The organism is Halorussus pelagicus, assembly GCF_004087835.1.
Classification (GTDB): Archaea; Halobacteriota; Halobacteria; order Halobacteriales; family Haladaptataceae; genus Halorussus; species Halorussus pelagicus.
The window spans coordinates 936824-956212 of record NZ_CP035119.1 but is presented as its reverse complement, the minus strand read 5'-3'; the positions used below and the strand labels follow the sequence as shown (position 1 = coordinate 956212).

Annotated in this window: 13 protein-coding genes and 1 pseudogene; 5 read left to right on the top strand and 9 right to left on the bottom strand. The window is 58.0% G+C overall.

Annotation, left to right across the window (positions count from 1 at the left end; genetic code table 11):
• The first annotated feature begins 5 nt into the window (after nucleotides 1–5).
• Nucleotides 6–1796: a glutamine--fructose-6-phosphate transaminase (isomerizing) gene (gene glmS, locus EP007_RS04855; RefSeq protein WP_128476579.1), complete on the top strand. Its 1791-nt coding sequence runs from the start codon at nucleotides 6–8 to the stop codon at nucleotides 1794–1796.
• Nucleotides 1797–2127: 331 nt separating this feature from the next.
• Nucleotides 2128–3883: pseudogene (gene glmS, locus EP007_RS04850) on the top strand (glutamine--fructose-6-phosphate transaminase (isomerizing)).
• A gap of 21 nt (nucleotides 3884–3904) precedes the next feature.
• Here the strand turns inward: glmS (EP007_RS04850) and EP007_RS04845 are convergent.
• The gene (locus EP007_RS04845; protein ID WP_166035442.1) at nucleotides 3905–4393 is read right to left on the bottom strand and encodes a DUF4330 domain-containing protein; all 489 of its coding nucleotides are present in this window, start codon (nucleotides 4391–4393) and stop codon (nucleotides 3905–3907) included.
• 293 nt (nucleotides 4394–4686) lie between these two features.
• On the opposite strand from EP007_RS04845, the gene EP007_RS04840 reads away from it, so the two are divergent.
• From EP007_RS04840 to EP007_RS04830, 3 genes are all read left to right on the top strand, one after another.
• Nucleotides 4687–7182 carry a GH92 family glycosyl hydrolase gene (locus EP007_RS04840; RefSeq protein WP_368408092.1) on the top strand — a complete coding sequence of 832 codons (2496 nt, stop codon included), beginning with the start codon at nucleotides 4687–4689 and terminating at the stop codon, nucleotides 7180–7182.
• Nucleotides 7183–7228: 46 nt separating this feature from the next.
• Nucleotides 7229–8680 carry an oligosaccharide flippase family protein gene (locus EP007_RS04835; protein ID WP_128476577.1) on the top strand — a complete coding sequence of 484 codons (1452 nt, stop codon included), beginning with the start codon at nucleotides 7229–7231 and terminating at the stop codon, nucleotides 8678–8680.
• Nucleotides 8681–8792: 112 nt separating this feature from the next.
• On the top strand, nucleotides 8793–9452 hold the full coding sequence (locus tag EP007_RS04830; protein ID WP_166035440.1) for a class I SAM-dependent methyltransferase: 660 nt from the start codon (nucleotides 8793–8795) through the stop codon (nucleotides 9450–9452).
• 126 nt (nucleotides 9453–9578) lie between these two features.
• Here EP007_RS04830 and EP007_RS04825 read toward each other — a convergent pair whose 3' ends face one another.
• The 8 genes from EP007_RS04825 to wecB all read right to left on the bottom strand — a co-directional run bounded on the left by EP007_RS04825 (nucleotide 9579) and on the right by wecB (nucleotide 19340).
• Nucleotides 9579–11267 (bottom strand): hypothetical protein, encoded by a 1689-nt coding sequence (locus EP007_RS04825; RefSeq protein ID WP_128476575.1) that lies wholly within the window; start codon nucleotides 11265–11267, stop codon nucleotides 9579–9581.
• 61 nt (nucleotides 11268–11328) lie between these two features.
• The gene (locus EP007_RS04820) at nucleotides 11329–12372 is read right to left on the bottom strand and encodes a glycosyltransferase family 4 protein (RefSeq protein ID WP_128476574.1); all 1044 of its coding nucleotides are present in this window, start codon (nucleotides 12370–12372) and stop codon (nucleotides 11329–11331) included.
• A 7-nt stretch (nucleotides 12373–12379) separates the two neighbouring features.
• Nucleotides 12380–12592: a CopG family transcriptional regulator gene (locus EP007_RS04815; RefSeq protein WP_128476573.1), complete on the bottom strand. Its 213-nt coding sequence runs from the start codon at nucleotides 12590–12592 to the stop codon at nucleotides 12380–12382.
• 28 nt (nucleotides 12593–12620) lie between these two features.
• Nucleotides 12621–13730 (bottom strand): prenyltransferase/squalene oxidase repeat-containing protein, encoded by a 1110-nt coding sequence (locus EP007_RS04810; RefSeq protein ID WP_128476572.1) that lies wholly within the window; start codon nucleotides 13728–13730, stop codon nucleotides 12621–12623.
• Nucleotides 13727–15550: a heparinase II/III family protein gene (locus EP007_RS04805; protein WP_166035438.1), complete on the bottom strand. Its 1824-nt coding sequence runs from the start codon at nucleotides 15548–15550 to the stop codon at nucleotides 13727–13729. Before EP007_RS04805 ends, EP007_RS04810 begins: the two co-directional genes overlap by 4 nt.
• A gap of 1 nt (nucleotide 15551) precedes the next feature.
• Nucleotides 15552–16964, bottom strand: coding sequence for a sulfatase (locus EP007_RS04800; RefSeq protein WP_128476570.1), 1413 nt, complete (start codon nucleotides 16962–16964; stop codon nucleotides 15552–15554).
• Between the two features lies 1 nt (nucleotide 16965).
• Entirely contained in the window at nucleotides 16966–18216 is a 1251-nt protein-coding gene (locus tag EP007_RS04795) for a nucleotide sugar dehydrogenase (protein WP_128476569.1), read from the bottom strand.
• The gene (gene wecB / locus EP007_RS04790) at nucleotides 18213–19340 is read right to left on the bottom strand and encodes a non-hydrolyzing UDP-N-acetylglucosamine 2-epimerase (RefSeq protein ID WP_128476568.1); all 1128 of its coding nucleotides are present in this window, start codon (nucleotides 19338–19340) and stop codon (nucleotides 18213–18215) included. Before wecB ends, EP007_RS04795 begins: the two co-directional genes overlap by 4 nt.
• Between the last annotated feature and the right edge of the window lie 49 nt (nucleotides 19341–19389).

Sequence of the window (19389 nt, the reverse complement as noted above, 5' to 3'; positions counted from 1 at the left end):
GACTGATGTGCGGCATCATCGGCTGTGTCGGTCGGCGCGACGAGACTCTGGACGTTTTGCTGTCGGGTCTCGAAGGTCTCGAATACCGGGGGTACGACTCGGCGGGCGTCGCGCTCTCGGACGGCGACCTCTCAGTCTGCAAGCGCGAGGGCGAGATTCAGCGCCTCCAGCAGGCGGTCGGCTCCGACCTCGACGGACCGGTCGGCATCGGCCACACGCGCTGGAGCACTCACGGCCCGCCGAGCGACGCGAACGCCCACCCTCACACCGACTGCGAGGGCGGCGTGGCGGTGGTCCACAACGGCATCGTCGAGAACTACGCCGACCTCCGGGCGGAACTGGCCGACCGCGGCCACGAGTTCGACAGCGACACAGACACCGAGGTCATTCCCCACCTCATCGAGGAGGAACTCGCGGATGGCGCGAGTTTCGAGGACGCGTTCCGCGCGGCGGTCGCCCGACTGGAGGGGAGTTACGCACTGGCGGCCGTCTCGAAAGACTCCGAGGCTATCCTCGCCACCCGCCACGACTCGCCGCTGGTCGTCGGTGTCGCCGACGACGCGGCGTATCTAGCCAGCGACGTGCCCGCCTTCCTCGACTACACCGACCGCGTCGTCTATCTGGAAGACGGGGAGTTCGCCCGCCTCGAATCCGGGTCATGGACCGTCTCGGACGGCGACGGTCGCCTGCTCGACAAGTCGATTTCCCGCGTCGAGTGGGACGCCGAGGAGACCGCCAAGAGCGGCTACGACCACTACATGCTCAAGGAGATTCACGAGCAACCGCGCGCGCTCCGGAAGTGTCTGCGGGGCCGCGTGGACGAACGGACTGGCTCCGTCTCCGTCGAGTCGCTGGAGGGCCTGAATCCCTCGTCGGTCCAGTTCGTCGCCTGCGGCACCAGCTACCACGCCGCGCTCTACGGCGCACAGACGCTCCGCGAGGCCGGAATCCACGCTCAAGCGTTCCTCGCCAGCGAGTACGCCACCGCGCCCGCGCCGGTGGACGACGACACGCTGGTCGTCGGCATCACCCAGAGCGGCGAGACCGCCGATACCCTGTCTGCGCTTCGGGAAGCCGAGCGACGGAATGTCGAGACGCTGGCGATGACCAACGTCGTGGGTTCGACCGCGGCCCGCGAGTGCGACCGCGCGCTGTTCATCAGGGCCGGGCCGGAAATCGGCGTCGCGGCGAGCAAGACCTTCTCCTCGCAAGTGGTCGCCTGCAACCTGTTGGCGGCCGCGCTCGCCGACAGCGACGACGCCCGCGAAGTCGTCGAGGCGCTTCGGGACCTGCCGGGGCAAGTGCAGGAACTGTTGGACTCCTCGCGCGCCGAGCGGGTCGCCGACCGGTTCGTGGACAGCGAGGGCTACTTCTTCGTCGGCCGGGGATACCACCATCCGGTCGCGCTGGAGGGAGCGCTGAAGCTCAAGGAAATCAGCTACAAGCACGCCGAAGGGTTCCCCGCGGGCGAGTTGAAACACGGACCGCTCGCGCTGGTGACCGAGGAGACGCCGGTGTTCGCGGTCGTGACCGGTGGCGGGGAGCAGGCGACGAAGATGGTCGGGAACGTCAAGGAGGTCGAGGCTCGGGATGCGCCCGTGGTTGCGGTGACGGATGGCTCCTCGGACGTGGGTCGGTACGCCGACGCGGTGCTGGAGGTTCCGGAGACCCATCCGCGCGTTGCCCCGGTGCTGGCGAACGTCCAGTTACAGTTGGTGGCCTACCACGTGGCGAAGCAGTTGGGGCGGTCGATAGACAAACCGCGGAATCTGGCGAAGAGCGTTACGGTGGAGTGAACCGGTTCCGGAGTAGAACCTGACGTTCTATCTGCGGACAACAGGGTCAACGTCGTACGCTCGGGAAGAAGTAACGGTACTGAGACTGCTGAGAAGACTGTTTCGCGTTCGACTGTACCGAAACGCTACTCCTCGATCACTTCCGATTCGCTGATTCGCATTCCGTCGAGAGACTCGGTGCTGTCGTCGATTTCAGCGTCGAGGTCAGCGACGAACTCCTCGGTGCGGTCGGTCGTGATGGCGCCCTGGCTTGTCGGGCCGAGCGCCCGCCTCCGGACCGGCGTGACAGTTTTCGAAAATATAAGCGAACACGCCGAGGTGTTCCGGTAGTATGTGCGGGATTAGCGGGTACGCGGGGCAAGACGACGAGACTCTCGATGTGTTGCTCACGGGTCTAGAGTACCGCGGGTACGACTCTGCAGGCGTGGCCCTCGCCAACGGTTCGCTGGAAGTCTGCAAGCGGGAAGGCGAAATCCAACAGCTTCAACAGGTGGTGAGTGCGGGACTCCACGGGCCGGGCGGCGTCGGCCCCACCCGCTGGAGCACCCACCGGCCACCGACCGACGAGAACGCCCACTCGCACACCGGATGCTCGGACGAAGTCGCAGTCGTTCACCACGGCATCATCGAGAACTACAGCGACCTCAAGTCCGAACTAGTCGAGCGGGGCCACGAGTTCGACAGCAACACTGATTCGGAAGTCGTTCCACATCTCATCGAGGACAAACTGGCGGGGGTGTGAGTCTGGAGGAAGCTTTCCGCGCGGCGGCCGCCCGGCTCGAAGGCAGTTACGCGCTGGCCGCCGTGGTCTCCGGGTCCGAGCAGATACTGGCGACCCGCAACAACTCGCCGCTCGTGCTCGGCGTACCTCGCCACCGACGTGCCCGCCTTCCTCGACTACACCGACCGCGTGGTATACCTGGAGGACGGCGAGTTCGCCCGCTTGGAGTCAGGGTCGTGGACTGTGACCGACGAGGAGGGCCGCCTACTCGAGAAGTCGGTCACCTGCGTCGAGTGGGACGCCGAGGAGATCGCCAAGAGCGGCTACGACCATTACATACTCAAGGAGATCCACGAACAACCCCGTGCGCTCCGGAAGTGCCTCCGGGGCCGGGTGGACGAACTCGCGGAATCGGTGGACGTCGAGGCTTTGGACAGGGTGAATCCTGGCTCTGTGCAGTTCGCCGCCTGCGGGATGAGCTATTACGCCGCGCTGTTCGGAGAGCAGGTGCTGTGCGAGGCGGGTGTCCACGCACAGGCCTTCTTAGCTAGTGAGTACGCCGTCGTGCCCCCGAGGTCCCCGACGACACGCTCGTAGTCGGCATCACCCAAAGCGGCGAGACCGCCGACACCATGTCTGTGCTCCGCGAGGCGAAGCGCCGCGGCGCGCGGACGCTGGCGATGACCAACGTCGTGGGTTCGACCGCGGCCCGCGAGTGCGACTAGGCGCTGATGATTCGCACGGGCCTCGAAATCAGCGTAGCCGCGACCCAGACCTTCTCCTAACAAGTCGTGGCCTGCAACCTGCTGTCAGCCGCGCTGGCCCTGCAGGACGACGGCCGCGAGGTGGTCGAAGCACCGCGCGACCTGCCGGGACAGGTGCAGGAACTGCTCGACTTCTCCCGAGCGACACGAGTGGCCGACCAGTTCGTGGACAGCGAGGGCTACTTCTTCGTTTGACGGGGCTATCACCATCTGGTTGCACTAGAGGGCGCGCTGAAGCTCAAGGAAATCAGCTACAAGCACGCTGAGGGGTTCTCGGCGGGCAAACTGAAGCACGGACCGCTGGCGCCGGTGACCGAGAAGACGCCGGTGTTCGCAGTGGTCACGGAGAGTAGCGAGATAGCGACAAAGACGGTCGGAAACGCCAAGGAAGTGGAGGCGAGGGATGCCTCGGTGGTGGCGGATGGGTGGCGGACGTGGGGCGCTACGCTGAGACCGTGTTGGAGATTCTCAAGACACACTCTCGCGTGGCTCCGGTGTTGGCTAATGTTCAGTTGCAGTTGGTGGCGTATTACGTAGCGAATAAGTTGGGTCGGAGTATCGATAAACCGCGGAATCTAGCGAAGAGCGTGACGTTGGAGTGACGACTGTCGAACGAACCCTCGCTATCGTGACGAACGATTACCGTCTACGTCGAGTCGTGTGATCGTACCGTTGACGGTCGTTTTTCCGAGGTCGAAGTGGACCGACCGTCCTATTTCCAACGGCTCACCCTGAAGTAGAAGTTCGTCCTGACTACTCGTAGCGTTCACCGTGAGTTGTAGCTGAATCGTCCTCTTCTGCGGATGGGACTGCTCGCGTAACGTCCCGTTTTCCGACTTGACGACCGTCCTCGTCGGTTCGACCGTCTTGTTCACGACGGCGACGACGACAGACTCGTCTACCGGCCCCTCGGATATCGCGTCTGCAACATATGGATGCACACCGTTGACTTGGACTTCAATGGTCGCCTTGACTTCGTCCTCTCGACCCGAGTCATCGTTCAAGAGAAGTCCAGCGACACCTAAAGCTCCAATTACAATGAATACGACAATGAGAGCATCGATGATGTTCACTTTTCCGAATAGATTTCCGTCCTCGTCGATCGGTATCAACGTGGTACCTCGTTCACTTGTGTAGGAGGTCTCCGCCGTAATAAAAGGATTGCTTTTCTAAATGCACTGTATTTAGCTGAGGAACCCCGTAACGCCAATTGTCTGCAGACGAAAAACATATAAATGATGCATATAGTCAACACGTTACTGACCACGCGACCAAGTTTTAATTTACCAAAAATTATTATATGGGTTAATATTGCCCGGAACTGAAATGCGGGAGGCCTCTGATACTCCTACCACAGTCTAACCTACAACGAACAACTTATGTATATAACGTTCTACGGGTCGCTATGACGAATCGTCATTCAGATACATGGCAAACGGGGGTCAACTGGACGCGCCGTGCGTTGCTAGGAACTGGCACAAGTATCATGGCGGGATTTGCTGGCTGTAGCCGTTCCGGAGAGGATAGACCGGAAACCACGAAGTACGAAGGTTCGAATAGATCACAACTCGCACCTGACGACGATGCCCCCAAACCAGCGATAGATGGGAAGAAACCTACTGAGTGGGTGGCACCATGTATCGACACCACTGATACACGTTGGTTTTATTTCTCCTCGGCCTGCAGACCATTCGGGTTAGTAAATCTCAGTCCGGATACGATTACCGACGGGGCGTGGGACGCTGGCTACGTATATGACCGTGAGTACATCCGGTGTTTCAGTCATATCCACGCGTGGCAATTGGCTGGAATTCCAGTAATGCCGACGACCGGCGAGTTCAAGGGGCATCGCGGAATGGACGCTTACGAGTCGCGGTTTAGCCACGACCGCGAAACAATCATTCCTGGCTACCATCAAGTTGAACTGGAAGCCTACGATATTACTGCCGAACTGACGGCCAGCACTCGAGTCGGCGTCCATCGCTATACTTTTCCTGACGACGATGAAAGCCGAATTCTCTTCGACACTGGTGCCGACATCGGCCAAAGTGAGGTATCTCATACCGAGGTTCGACGTGTCAGCGACAGTGAAATAGAAGGATACTCACTACTTGACAGCACCATTCGACGGCCGAACAAGACACCCGTGTTCTTCGTCGCTCAGTTTAGTAAGCCGTTCGAAGCCTTTGAGGGGTGGGAAGGTGGAGAACAGTGTGACAAAGGAGTCGATTCAGTAGCAGGCAGTGATGCTGGCGCTGCCGTTCGATACAATACGTCTGATGGCGATCGCATTATAGTCAGGGTCGGCGTCTCCTATACGAGTGTCGAGGGGGCGCGGCGCAATCTCAACGCTGAGTTTCAGGACTCGAACTTCGACGAGGTTCGGGCGGACGCTGTGGCAGAGTGGAATCAGTGGTTAGGACGTATCGAATTGTCGGGCGGTTCTGATAGACAAAAGACAAAATTCTATACGGACCTGTGGCATGCACTACTGGGTCGGCGTATTGTAAGTGACGTTGACGGCCAGTACAGCGACTACACTAACGACTTCAGAACGGTTCGCCGAGTAGAAACCGACGAGGAGGGTGAACCTCGCTATCCCCACCACCAGCACGATGCATGGTGGGGAAGTCAGTGGAATTTGAACATCCTTTGGTCGATGGCGTATCCACGGGTAATGGCGAGCTTCTGTAACTCGATGATTCGTATGTACGAAGACGGAGATCTACTCCCCCGCGGTCCTTCTGGTGGTAATTACACATACGTCATGATCGGTGATCAGGCAGTTCCGTTCATCTCCGCGGCATGGCACAAGGGCATCCGCGACTTCGATATACAAACTGCCTACGAGGGTCTGCGAAAAAACGCCTTCCCTGGCGGCATTCGCGATCATGCTGGCTACGAACACGCTAACAACGCCCACGGCGGCGGAATGAGACACTACGTGGAACAAGGATACGTCCCAGCCGATATCGAGGCTAACGGTTATCACCTCGAAGGTGCGTCAATGACCCTTGAATACGCGTATCAAGATTGGTGCCTGGCAGAACTTGCCGCCTCGCTAGGTCGTGTCGAGGACGCATCGATGTTTCGGGAGCGAGCGCAGAACTATCGGCACATCTGGGATGACGATCGCGGATACATGCGACCGAAGAGCACAGATGGATCCTGGCTCACGCCGTTCCATCCATTAGGGGAAGGAAATACCACCGAGGACTTCACCGAGGCAAACGCCGCTATCTACACTAACTTCGTGCCGCACGACGTTGCAGGTTTGGCTGATCTTTTCGGGGGTCGCGACGAGTACGCCGATTGGCTCGAAACAGCATTCAAGGATGGCATGGAATACGATTTCGTCCCGGAACGCGACGAGCGAGCGGACTGTCGCGTTGACTTCGGAAATCAGCCGGGGTTGCACATGGCTCATCTGTTCAACTATCTTGGGCGACCATGGGCAGCTCAGAAGTGGGTCCGACAGGTCAAACGAGAAGCCTACGGCGACGTGTCACCCGACGCTGGTTATAATGGTGATGAGGACCAAGGACAGATGGGTGCGCTGGGCGTTCTTATGGCCCTCGGCCTCTTCTCAGTTCGCGGCGGCGCAGCAGCTGTTCCAGTGTACGAAGTGACGTCCCCTATCTTCGACGAGGTGACGATTCACCTCAACGGGGACTACTACGACGGCGAGACGTTCACGATTCGGACGACGAACAACAGCCAGAATAATCAGTACATACAGGCCGCTAGTCTTAATGGCAAGTCACTTGACCGACCCTGGTTCCGACACGAGATGTTTGCGGCGGGTGGGACACTCGAATTAGAACTTGGCTCGGAACCGAACAAGAGTTGGGGGAGCAACCCGTCCGACATACCACCGTCGGGGCATGAGGACGAAAATTAGGTAGAATTATGAGGCCTCTTTCTGTGCTATCCGGTGTAATTAATCGATGGGCCGTAGTATTACGAAGCTCGTCTCGATAGCGTTTCTCGGAGGGTTAATCGGTCGGGGGCTTCGATACGCACTCAACGTCGTTATCGCTCGCGGGCTCGGAACCGACGCTCTGGGGGTCTTCGCATTCGGGCTCGTCCTGATGAAGGCCGGAAGCGTCCTCGCTCGCTTCGGGTTGGGGAGTGGAGCACAGAAGTTCATCCCAATATATCGCTCCGATGGAGACGACGCGAAAGTTACGGGAACAGCGGTTCTATGCCTTGGGATACCTCTTTTCGCCGGGGGCGTAGTGGCTGCTATACTCTACGTCGGTCAAGACGTCATCTTCGCAGTCGTAGACGTGGCGATGCGGTCCCAAGTGAAGTTGTTCTATCTCGGTATTCCGCTGTTTGCAATGCTGATGGTTGGGTTGGCGATAACCCGAGGACTTAAAGAGACAAAGTATGCGGTGTATTCAAGGGACCTCGGACAGTCCGGGTTCGCCATACTTTTGATCGCCGTTGGAGTATACGTTTTGGACGACCTCCAATATGTGATTGGGGGCTATCTACTGTCGCTGGTATTGGGTATCGTTCTCGTCGTCTACTATCTCTACGCCGAGGGAGTACTTACCCCACAGAGTCACCCGTCGTTCAACACCCGCGAACTATTGGTGTTTTCACTTCCTCTCTTGCTCTCGGCCGCGATGCAGTATCTCGTATCGTGGACGGACATCTTTTTTCTCGGGATTCTGACCTCTGCGACAGAAACTGGTTGGTATCAGGCTGTGTTCCAAACGTCGGTACTGCTAACTCTGGTACTAAAGTCCGCGAACACGATACTCCCCTCGTTGGTCTCAGACTTTACGCACAACGACCGGGACGAGCGTCTGGCTCGCGTATACACGTCGGTGACCAAGTGGGTTACCATGCTCACTGTGCTCGGATTCCTTTTTCTCTGTATCTTCTCAAAGGACGTTCTCAACATGTTTGGAACCGTAACGAAGGAAACGCAGGTCGCACTCGTCGTTCTGGGGGCTGGACAGATGATCACGGCGAGTACTGGCGTCAGCGGGTACTTCCTCATCATGTCTGAGTACGAGCGTCTCGAGGCGGTCAACACGTCGATAGTTGCCGTCCTGAACGTGGCTCTCAACTTTGTCCTCATCCAGCAACTCGGCCTCCTCGGTGCTGCAATCGCCACTTCGATGTCACTGGCTCTGGTCAACTTGCTCCGACTTCTGGAAGTTTGGTACTTACTCGGAATCCAACCCTACTCGCCGAGATACGTCCGTGAATTCTTTGCGGTCGGTTGCGCGACACTGGTGATGTGGTTCGGAAAGCAACTACTCCTCCCCGGTGTCGTTCGCGTCTTCGCTATCGGTGGCCTGTCGCTCATCGTCTTCTTCGCTATCGTTTCGGTTCTCGGGTTCGACGATGCAGATCGTATCCTTCTCGAATCTATCGAGTGAGTTCTGTAGCGTTGAACGCGACGACGAGACTACTTGACGGGTAATTGACGAGGTTCCGAATCAACCACGGAGGAGAATCAGACTTTTAAACCGGCCGTCCGAAATCGGCTTCGTGAAAGCGCGAGTGTCGGCGTGGAAAAGAGGGCAAAGTCATGACAAACAGGTATACGCTGACAGAGAACAACCTTGGCCGAAGGAAACGGTGCGAGAGACGCTGAAGTTCTTCGGGAAAAGTTTCGAGGACCTGAAGGGTGCTCGGGTTCTCGAGGTTGGCTCGGGAATGGGTATGATTCACAGTTTAGATTTCAACTGTGAGGCTGTCGCCATCGATCCGCTAACTTTACACAACAAATACAAACTCTCCGAGAGCCACGCAGAACTTACAACTGGAATCGGTGAAAAGTTACCCTTTGAGTCGAACTCCTTTGATGTTGTTCTCTCTTATAACGTACTAGACCACTGTATAGACCCCGCAGAGGTGCTAAGTGAGATTTCAAGGGTCACACGTCCTGGTGGCGAACTATTGCTAGAGGTGAACACGTACGAAGTCCCGGAAATTGTGCGGAACTCGATAATTGATGCTCTTGACGACGAGCATCCACATCACTTCTCTTCGAAAAATGTGGAGTTGTTGATTACTGAAAACGGGTACGAAGTAGCCAGCGAGCGTCTTATGAACCGATTCGAATTTCTACAAAATCCCACTGTGAGGCGACTTGGAGCATTACCGTTCCGAATGCGACGGTATTTTGTGACTGGTAAAAAAGTCTAGCATTTTAGTATCTCTATAGCCCCTTATAATGTGCGTAGTTTTATACTAGCTAGATTTTAAACCTGTATAATGTATCTTTATCAGGCGTTACTCATTGGAAGTTAGTTTCCGGAAGTACTCTCGTAGCTACGGGCGTAGTTGCTGGGTGAGAGAGTATACTTTCGACCTTTGTAGAGACATACGTAGCAGCGAGTTTTCCCACGTAGCCGTCATCGTTCGCCCAACAGCGACAGTGTAGTCATGTAACCGAAATATACTCTTGTAGAGCTGAGAATTCGTAAATACGGCGCACAGTCTGGTCCCCACTCGCAAAACAATTGATTTCTCTACTGGCAGCCGAGTCGTAGCGCCACGGAAGTCAGCAGATGCAAGGAGCACCACACTACCCATCAATACAAATCGGAAAAGGTGCTTCGTAAATAACGCGATGAGATCCTGTTCCATTACATAAAAGAACGAGGGAAACATGATTCCGACGAACGCTGCGATTACAACGTGATTTTGTGGCCGTACGAGATAATTATTAAGAATCCTCCACAGGACACCAATAGTAAGCATTCCTATAATAAGGCCTGCAAAGCTTCCACTCCAATATAGTTGCCCCGGAATCGTTGGTGGGACAGCTTTTGCTGCAGGGAACGAGCCCGGAACGACGATGATCTCTGCGTACAAACGACCCATACTAGTTTGGGGTTTTCCTGGCCATAACAGCCGTGGAACGACGGACTGTGGAATTAGTAAAAGGTCTTTTCCGTAGAAGTGGGGGACAGGATTTGGGACGCGATAGAGTAAAAATGAGAGTGTGTTTGCACCAATCAGTCGGTGGCCAAGACTGTCGAGTAATCCAAGTGATGTAAGTTCCGTTGCAACGGCGGTCAGTGAGAGCGAGCCTGTATGACGATATACGGACACGAATGGGTACATCACGACGAGGAGTAGGATATTTGATGCTCCAGCGACTCCGTACTTGAGGGACTTTTGGAATGACCGATTTGAGAGAAGGTAGACGGTAATAACTAAACCGAGCACAAGAAATGGGACCGCCCGTCGCATGCCTGTCAATAGACGGAATCCGATTTCGGGAAGGAGAATTGCGGTGGTAGCAAGATATAGTCGCCAGTCGCGGTCAATGTAAGCTATGGAGAGTGTGATAAACCCAACGAGGGCGGAAAGTTCTCCGACGAGCTTTAAATATGTAATCCCGGGGACGCCGAGAAACCGCTCGTTCGCGGGGGCTGCCAGCCATGCATTGAGACTGCCAGATGATAGGTAGACAATCGCAAACCGAGCTGTCCACGCGATGACGAGACAACCGAGAAGAATTGCAGGGAGGCGGTGGCGTTCCCACGTACTTGAGAAGGGTGGAAGTCGGTTGGTAATCCTATACCCAATGGGAAGACTGTACCCTAGCCAGAAACAGATAAGTCCGAGCGTAGCGACGGAGAGCCCTGCGCTAAGATAGAAGAATGCTATATCTGATGGTAGATAGTCGAGTGGCGGGCCATTGAACACCAGTATGTGAAGACCGCCGAGAACCATGTGGGCGAAGTAGAATGCACTAAACCAGAGGCCTAGCTCGGCGACGTTTAAGCTTCGTGTCCTCAACCGAATCACGACTGGAAGCACTGTCAAGATCGTGAGAAGGCCGAGATTCAGACTGATGAAGTAGGGGCTTTCGAACGGAACACCGAGTACGAATAGCAAGCCTGCGAGAAACTCTCCAACGAGTACGACGCTGAGAAGCAGGATGCGATAGTACTGGGCACTTCGCCGTTCACCCTGCCTTTTGTGGTCACGATTCGCGTCCGAATCCATTGGGTGGTTGTTTCTGACCATCCGATTAAATCTTCTCAATTTTCTTCGTGGCGGGTGTCGATTACAAGAGTGACGTGACGAGGTTGGACAGCCCCTCTTTTCGGACGGGGAGCGAGAACCGTTCGACGACGCGTTCACGAGCAGCGATGCCATTCGAAACTCTTTGCGGATCGGTATCGGCCGTTTCGATGGTCGAGGCGAGGTCTTCCGAGTCGCCTGCTTCGGCGTAGTAACCGGTGTCGCCGACGACTTCCGGGACAGCACCCCGGCGCGTACTCACGACGGGCGTTTCGCACGCCATCGCTTCGGTAAGCGCTACGCCGAACGCTTCGTGGAGGGTCGGCTGGAGGTAGAGGCGAGCACCACGCAACAACTCGACTTTCTGCTCTTTGGAGATATCGGTCAAGAACGTAATCTGGTCGGCGACGCCGATCTGCTTGGCGTACTGGGTGATACGTTCGTAGATTTCTCGGGAGACTAGTCCACCCGCGAGTACTAGCGGCCGGTTCGTCTCAGCCTGTTTGAGGCCGTCGAGCAGTGTGAACAACTCCTTCCGACTGAGACTGCTCGGTGCATACTTCGCTATCGTGAGGTAGTACTCGTCGGGCGCGTACGGGAGTTGCGTCGAGTCCGACTCTGCGGGCGTATACACTTCAGTATCGATGCAGTTCGGGATGACCTGTGGGTCCGTCGCACCGAGATAACGAGCCTCTTCGGCCATGTGTTGAGAGGGCGTGACGGTAACGCTCGCGCCATTGATACACAGTCGGATCACGAGCCTCTGCCACATCGGCCTCGCTGAATACATGATGGAGAGGTCTTCGGGGATTGAGCTGACGACCTCGGATCCACCAGCGACGACGATACTAGGTGTTCTCGCGAGTTTGGATCGGACGACGGGACTAATGCCGGTCGTTCCCCACCACGCAAAGTACAAATCTGCATTTGGAAGTAGGTCACTTGGCGATGTTCCGATTCGTAGCTCGCAGTCGTGTTCGCCTGCTATCTCTTCCAGAACTTCTATGTCGAACTTGTAGTAGGATGTCTGTTCGAGAAGGGACTCGTCGTCTACTTGGGCATAAAATTGGATTGTTTTCTTCGTCATCGGATTCTCACATATACCCGAGCGATTCGAGCCGTTCTTTCATCGCTTCGTCGTTGGCGTGTTGTTCGACGGTTCTGCTGTCGTCTTCCTGCTCAAAGAGTACCTCCAGCACGAACGTCACGTACTCGTCGACGCTTTCGAACTCCGTGCCTTCGATACGGGAGGCACACTGCTGGTGTATCTCCGGTGGGAGTTCGATCGACGGGCGGTCGGATTCCATCGTACGGGAAATTCTCTTGCGGATGGATTTACTTTTGCATTTGTGCCAGCAGTGCGTCCGCGAAGAACTTCGCGGCCCAGTTCGGATAACGGAGGCGCATGTACGGTCCCCAGACCGGATGTGACCCTTTCATCCCACCTCGTACTTCATCCGGGCCGTCCATCCGGTGTTTCGTCTTGAGGAACCGAACGGCTTCAGTAGCCGCGCTCGCGTACGCATCGTCGCCCCAAAGTTCGGACAGCCGCGACCAGACGACCGCCATCTGGGCGTTCCCCGTGAGGCAGTAGTAGGACGCCCCCGACCAATCGGAATCATACGCCCCGGTGAGTGGACCGCGCTGTCGCTGGATCGTGCGAAGCTTCTCAGCGGCGATTCGGGCGGCACTGACGAACGCCTCGTCGTCGAGGAGGGCACCGCCTTCCAACAACCCTCGGATAGTGTACGCGATGGTGTGGAGGAACGGAGTCTCGTCGGGACTGAACCCGCAATGGTCGAACCAGCCGTTCGACCGTTGTTGGCTCACGACCCACGAGAGGTGGTCGACTGCGGCGTCGCGGAACGCCGACGCGCCCGTGACGTCGTGGACTTCGAGGAGGGCCCATGCCACGCGAGAGCAGTAGGCGTGTATCTCGTCACGGTAATCGTACCTGTCCCAGTACCCGTTCTCGTGCTGAACGTTGACGAGCCATTCGCTCGCCCGTCGTGCCGCCTCCCGGTACCGCTCCTCACCCGTCTCGTGGTACGCGCGGACGAGTCCGAGTATAATCTGACCGGTGTTGAAGACGCTCGGCTCCGGATCAGGGCCGGGATCGACGCCCGCGGGAAAGCCACCAGAGTCGAGCTGGAGGGTAGTGAGCCACGACGCCATCCGATTCGCCCGGTTGCGCGCCTCCATCGCGTCTGTCGCTTCCCCGTAATCGTAGAGGGTCGGGACGACGTACCCAGTCGTCTCGGGATACGGACCGGACCAGCCGAAAACCAAATTGTATCCCGCAGTAGAGCCACCGCAGTCGGTCACATCCTGGGTTCGATACAGCCACTCCATGGTCAATCGGAGGTGTTCGCTATCAGTTCGCGGTGTCGTCTCGATGCCGCGAACGTCCCGTATTGTTTCGGTGAACAGCGGTGGCGCGTTCATATCGATTCCTTTCTCGGGAGTTCGTACTTTACGCCGTCGATAGACACCGTCCTCGTCCCATCCCTGTCAGTTTCGAGACCCACATCAGAACGTCGCTTCGCGCTGAACAGGTATCGAGAAACGCCGTCGCCAGTGGTGAACTTGAGTACAGGTCGCGTCTCTGCGACCCCGAACCGGGGATAGTACTCGCTCGTCGTCCGACCGACGTCTCCGACGTCGAGCGGCCATATTTGGCCCTTCGGGGCCCCGTCCTGGGATAGCTCGATGGGGTCCATGCCGGTCGATTCGACGGCTGGATGAATGTGAAGCCGACTTACCATTGGGTCGTCTGTCCCGGTGACTTCGTCCTCGACGAGCCACCAGCTGTCGGCGTAATACACCCGCCGACGGTGACGGTATCCGCTTTCAGCTCGATAGCGACCGTCGACGGCCGCTACGCTCCCGTCGACGTACGTGGATTCGGGTTCGACCCGGTGAGCCATCAGGAACCGGTGACCGATGTCCGCCGGTTCCTTCTCGCCGACTTGTACCGTGTTGTGTCCCTCGACGCTTCGGGCCGCAGTTCTACGTTTTCCGGGTTTGTAGTCGAAACACCCAGTGTCCGTCAGCACTCGGTCGCCGTCGACCCACGCTAGCACCGAGAGGGCGTCGTTGTGCGCGTGTGCGAGGAGATGAGACGGTCCAGGCGCGCCGCAGTCGAGCAAAAGTCGATTCTTGCCCGCCCCGAGCCAGCAGTAGCCGGACCCGTCGAGCGTCGAGCGAGGCTCCTCACCGGTTACCCCGACGCTCTCGGCGTAGCGGAGGCAGGAGTCCAGTTTGAGCGCCTCGCCGAACACCGAATCGTTGAGCAGGGGTATCCGACCGTCGGGCGGTCGGATGGTCGAGAGAAATCCGGTCGCGGCACTGGCGATTTCTTCGAGCTCTGTCGGCCACGAGTGTCCGGTCTCGGACAGCAGATCGAGGACAGTCAGCAGACGCGTGAGTACCAGAATGTGGTACATTGGGCTTCGCTCGAAGTGGCAGCCGTCCTCGCAGAACTGCGTTTGGGCGACGGTCTCTAGCACGTCCAGCCCCGCTTCGAGCCAGTTCTGGTCGTGTTCTTCGAAGAAGATTCCCGCCACGACCAACGCGGCCCCGTTCTCGACGAGGTGGTTTCCGTCCACGTCCCACTCGACGTGGTTCGAGAGGAACAGCGCGTTCTTGTACGTGGCGCGAACGAGGGCCTCGTCCACGGCCTCCGTCCCCTTCCACGCGCAGTACCGACACCAGTTCACGATCCGGAGTGACACCGCGTATGGCGCCCACGCGCGCCGAAGATATCCCTCCCGGTCTCCGATTCGATTGCTCGCGAGCCACGAGTCGATCCACATGTCGAGGGCCTCGGCGGCCTCTTCGGAGTCGGGCAAACCCAAGGTGACCCACGACGTCGGTTCGAAGGCGTCAAGCTTCAGCTTCCATAACCGCGGGAACGACCCCGCCCGTTCGTCGTCAGCGTCAACGTCGCTGGGATCCTCAAACGATAGCGTCCGATTGAGGAACGTGACTTCTCCATTCGCGAAGTTTGTCGCTTTTCGTCCGCGTTCCCGTTGCTCGCCGTTCGACAGTGCCCTACGGAGGGTAGTGCTGTTCGCCCGAATCGGGCCCGGAGTCGGTCGTAGCGTTGCAGGTACGCGTCGTTCGTACCGGGCGTCAAAATCAAACGGTAACTGTGGGAGGACCGCGTTCCGGAGTTTTCGCTTGACGACACCCGCTAACTGTACCGGGCGCTTGTTGATAGCGGTCTTGAAAACCAACTTCTTGGTCCGTTCGGAACCGGTCATCTCACACCACGCTCTCGTCCCGAAGGGTGGCGAGTCGCTCTCTGACCCACCGCTTTTCGGCCAGCGTTTCGTTCCGGCGCGCCACCGCCCGCCGGGACTCGTCGAGTTCGGCATCTAGTTCTCGTACGGTCTCGGGATGGGCCTCGCTCACCTCGTCGTGCTCGCGGGGATCCGATTCGAGGTGATAGAGCTGGGTTTCGTCGGTCTCGAGGTTCCTAACGAGTTTCCACGGCCACCGCGTTCGGGCTTGCAGGAGACCGTTATCTCGGTTCTTTTCGAGCGCAGGGTCGTAATCGTACACCACTTCCGTCGTCACGCCGTTGGGTCGCCGCTCGAAGAGATCGTCCCCTTCGAACGCCGCGACGGCTTCCTGAGAGAGACCAGCCTTACTCGCCAGGGTCGGCGGCACGTCGACGAGTTGGGCCGCGTCGTACTCGGTCGCCGGAATCTCCGGTCCCTTGAAGACCAACGGCACGTCGACTATTTCGTCGAACAACGTCCGTGGACCGTGGCTGAAGCCGCCGTGGTCGTACAGCTCCGTCCCGTGGTCGCCGACGATGCTGATGACGGTCTCGTCGTACACGCCCTGTCGCTTCAGTTCATTCACTACCCGTCCGATGGCCGTGTCGGTACGTCGGATCTCGGCGTCGTACAGGGTGCGTATCTTCTCGAGGTCCCGATCCGCGACGTCCGTCGCGTCGTCCTCGTGGAGATGGGCGACGAGGTGCCAGAGCCGCCCGATGTCGTAGGTAGAGATGTCGTCGTCGCCGAACGGGGTCAGATACTCCGACGGCGGAACCCATGGGTAGTGTGGGTCCATGTAGTGTATCCAGAGGAAGAACGGTTGGTCGGTGTCGGTCCGGGCGAGCCAATCGGTCGCACGCTCCGTGACCGTCTCCGCCGTTTCGAGTGGGATGTGGCCGTTGATCGCGCAGAACAGTCGCCCGGCGAACCCGAGTTTGTCGGTCAACCAGTCGCTTCCGTCGACTGCATTCTTGCAGAACTGCTTCAGTTGCTCGAATGTGTCTCCGCTCACTCCGGGTTCGTCCGACTCGTCGGTCATGAAGTCCCGGAACGTGTCGAACCCCCGGTGATACCCGTAGTTCCGCGTCAACCACGGATTTCCGGCGTTGAAACCAGCCGTTTCGTACCCTGCTCTGTCGAACGTCTCGGCGAGGGACGTCGCGTCTCTCGGTAGTCCGATGTCCCGGCCGTGACTCAACGACCGGACCCCACCAAGTAACGACTTGAACGAGTAGTACGTCGGTATCCCATTGGCGATGGTTCGGGAGTACGTCGTCCCTTCGGCGGCTAACTCGTCGATGTTCGGTGTCGTCGGTTCGTCGTACCCGGCGTACCCGATGTGGTCAGCTCGAATCGAATCGACGGTGACGTAGACGATGTTCCGTTTCATGTCAAATTTTGATTACTTCGAGGCCCGCCGACTCCCATTCGGCGGCATTGAGCATCGCTTTCGTGTCGAACACGACGTGTCCGTCCATTCTCTCGGCGATCTCTACCGGGCGGAGTTCCGCGAAGTCACTGTGGTCGGTCACGAGGACGGTTACGTCCGCGCCGTCGAGCGCGTTGTCTAGCGGTTGCAGGTTGAGAACCTGATCGACAACGTGCGGGTCGTGGAGGCGAACGTCGATTCGACCGTCGGTTCGTCGCTGTAGTTTCCGACTGAGGTCGAGTCCCGGACTTCGACGAGCGTCGTCTACGTCACCCTTGTATGCGACGCCGAGAATAGCGATCTGTCGTCCGGCGAGTCCGCCAAGGCACTCGTCGAGTTCGTCGATGACGTAATCGACCATCGAATCGTTCACCTGCCGCGCCGTCTCGATCAGCTCCGTCCTGGTCGATTGCTGGACCAGGAACCACGGATCGACGGGAAGGCAGTGCCCGCCGACGCCCGGCCCTGGATCGAGAATATCGACGCGAGGATGCTCGTTCGCGAGTTCGATGGCAGTGCGCGAGTCTATCTCGTGCTCGGCGGCTATCTTTGCCACCTCATTCGCGAACGCGATGTTCGTGTCGCGGAAGGTGTTCTGGATCAACTTCACGAACTCCGCAGTCGTGGCGTCGGTTGTCCGCAGGTCGCCAGCGACGAACGTCTCGTACAGTGCTATCGCGGCGTCACACGACGCTGCATCGACGCCACCGATTACCCGGTCGTTTTGCTTCAGTTCGGTGAGAATGTTTCCGGGGAGCACCGTCTCCGGGCAGTGAGCGAGCGCGAAGTCCTCGCCTGCGAGGAGACCCGAGGATTCGAGTAGCGGTCGAAACACGTTGGTCGTCGTTCCCGGTGGAACCGTCGATTCGAGGACGACGGCGTCACCAGGACGAAGAATCTCTGCGATGGACCTGGCGCACTGCTTGACGTACTCAAGGTCGGGTTCCTTGCGGTCTTCGTCGAACGGCGTCGGTACGCAGACGACGTGCACGTTCGCAGGGGCAGGCTCTGGGACGATAGTGAGATCCCCCGTCTCGATTTGACGCTTGACCAGGTCGGTCAATCCTGGTTCGTCTACGTGTACGGTCCCGTCTATGAGCGACTCCCGAACTGATTGTGACGCATCATATCCCAGAACCGCTTCTCCGGCGTCGGCCAACACCGCCGCGGTCGGAAGGCCGATGTACCCGAGTCCGTGGACACAAACAGTCACGGGTGGTCCACCTCTCGCGGCGTCTGCAGGCCGAGTTCCAAGTCCAGCGTCTCTAAAATCTGCCCAGAGGCGCTTCCATCACCGAACGGGTTCTCCCAATTACCTCTTCGCCCAGACATCGCCGAGGCATGGACTACGATACTGTCGGGGTCGGTTCCGGCAAGTCGGTTCGCTTTGACTTCTATGGTCTCCGGGCGTTCCGTGTTGTCCCGGAGCGTTACACACGGTGTCCCCAGGATACATGCTTCCTCCTGAACGCCGCCCGAGTCGGTGAGTATCAAGCTGGCCGACTGCTCCAGTTTCAAGAAGTCGAGGAAACCCTGCGGATTGACGCACTGAATCTGGTCAGAGACGGTCAATTCGAACTCCTTGAGCCGCTTTTTCGCCCTCGGATGAATCGGATACACCACTGGCAAATCGCGTTGTTCGGCGAACCGCGCGACACCTTCTAGAAGATTGGCGAACCGGGTTTGGTCGTCCACGTTCTCGGCGCGATGTGCCGTAAGGAGGACGAACTCACCAGCGGTCAGGTCCAAATCAGAGAGCACCGCACTTTTTTCATCGGCAAGCTCAGTGTGTTCCCGTACTGCGTCTACAATCGTGTTCCCGGTAACGTATATTTGATTGTTCGGGACGTTCTCTGACTGTAGGTATTCCCGTGAGTTTTCGGTCGGAGCGAAAAGATAGTCCGCAACGTGGTCGGTGACGACTCGATTTATCTCTTCGGGCATCTGCTTGTCGAAGCTCCGCAGTCCAGCCTCGACGTGGCCAAGCGCAATGTCGAGTTTGCTGGTGGCGATCCCACCTGCTAGAACCGAGTTCGTGTCCCCTTGAACCAGGACGACTTCAGGCTGTTCCGACGCTAGGACTCGGTCTAATCCGATGATCATCTCACCTGTCTGTCTGCCCTGCGACTGAGAACCGACTTCGAGGTTGTGGTCCGGGTCTGGAAGGTCGAGACGGTCGAAGAAGACTTCGTCGAGCGAGTCGGAATAGTGCTGTCCCGTGTGGATGATGCTAAATGGAAGGCTTCGACGCTCACATTCGCGGATAAGTGGGCTAAGTTTGATAATCTCCGGACGGGTGCCCAGAACGAATGTGACTACGGGTTGGCTGCTGGACATTGCTACTACGCACCCAGTGTCTACTACGAATACTTAAACGGTGTTATTT

Coding starts and splice junctions, on each gene's coding strand:
- glmS (WP_128476579.1), top strand. CDS start 6: ATGTGCGGCATCATCGGCTGTGTCGGTCGGCGCGACGAGACTCTGGAC.
- EP007_RS04840 (WP_368408092.1), top strand. CDS start 4,687: ATGACGAATCGTCATTCAGATACATGGCAAACGGGGGTCAACTGGACG.
- EP007_RS04835 (WP_128476577.1), top strand. CDS start 7,229: ATGGGCCGTAGTATTACGAAGCTCGTCTCGATAGCGTTTCTCGGAGGG.
- EP007_RS04825 (WP_128476575.1), bottom strand. CDS start 11,267: ATGGATTCGGACGCGAATCGTGACCACAAAAGGCAGGGTGAACGGCGA.
- EP007_RS04820 (WP_128476574.1), bottom strand. CDS start 12,372: ATGACGAAGAAAACAATCCAATTTTATGCCCAAGTAGACGACGAGTCC.
- EP007_RS04815 (WP_128476573.1), bottom strand. CDS start 12,592: ATGGAATCCGACCGCCCGTCGATCGAACTCCCACCGGAGATACACCAG.
- EP007_RS04810 (WP_128476572.1), bottom strand. CDS start 13,730: ATGAACGCGCCACCGCTGTTCACCGAAACAATACGGGACGTTCGCGGC.
- EP007_RS04805 (WP_166035438.1), bottom strand. CDS start 15,550: ATGACCGGTTCCGAACGGACCAAGAAGTTGGTTTTCAAGACCGCTATC.
- EP007_RS04800 (WP_128476570.1), bottom strand. CDS start 16,964: ATGAAACGGAACATCGTCTACGTCACCGTCGATTCGATTCGAGCTGAC.
- wecB (WP_128476568.1), bottom strand. CDS start 19,340: ATGTCCAGCAGCCAACCCGTAGTCACATTCGTTCTGGGCACCCGTCCG.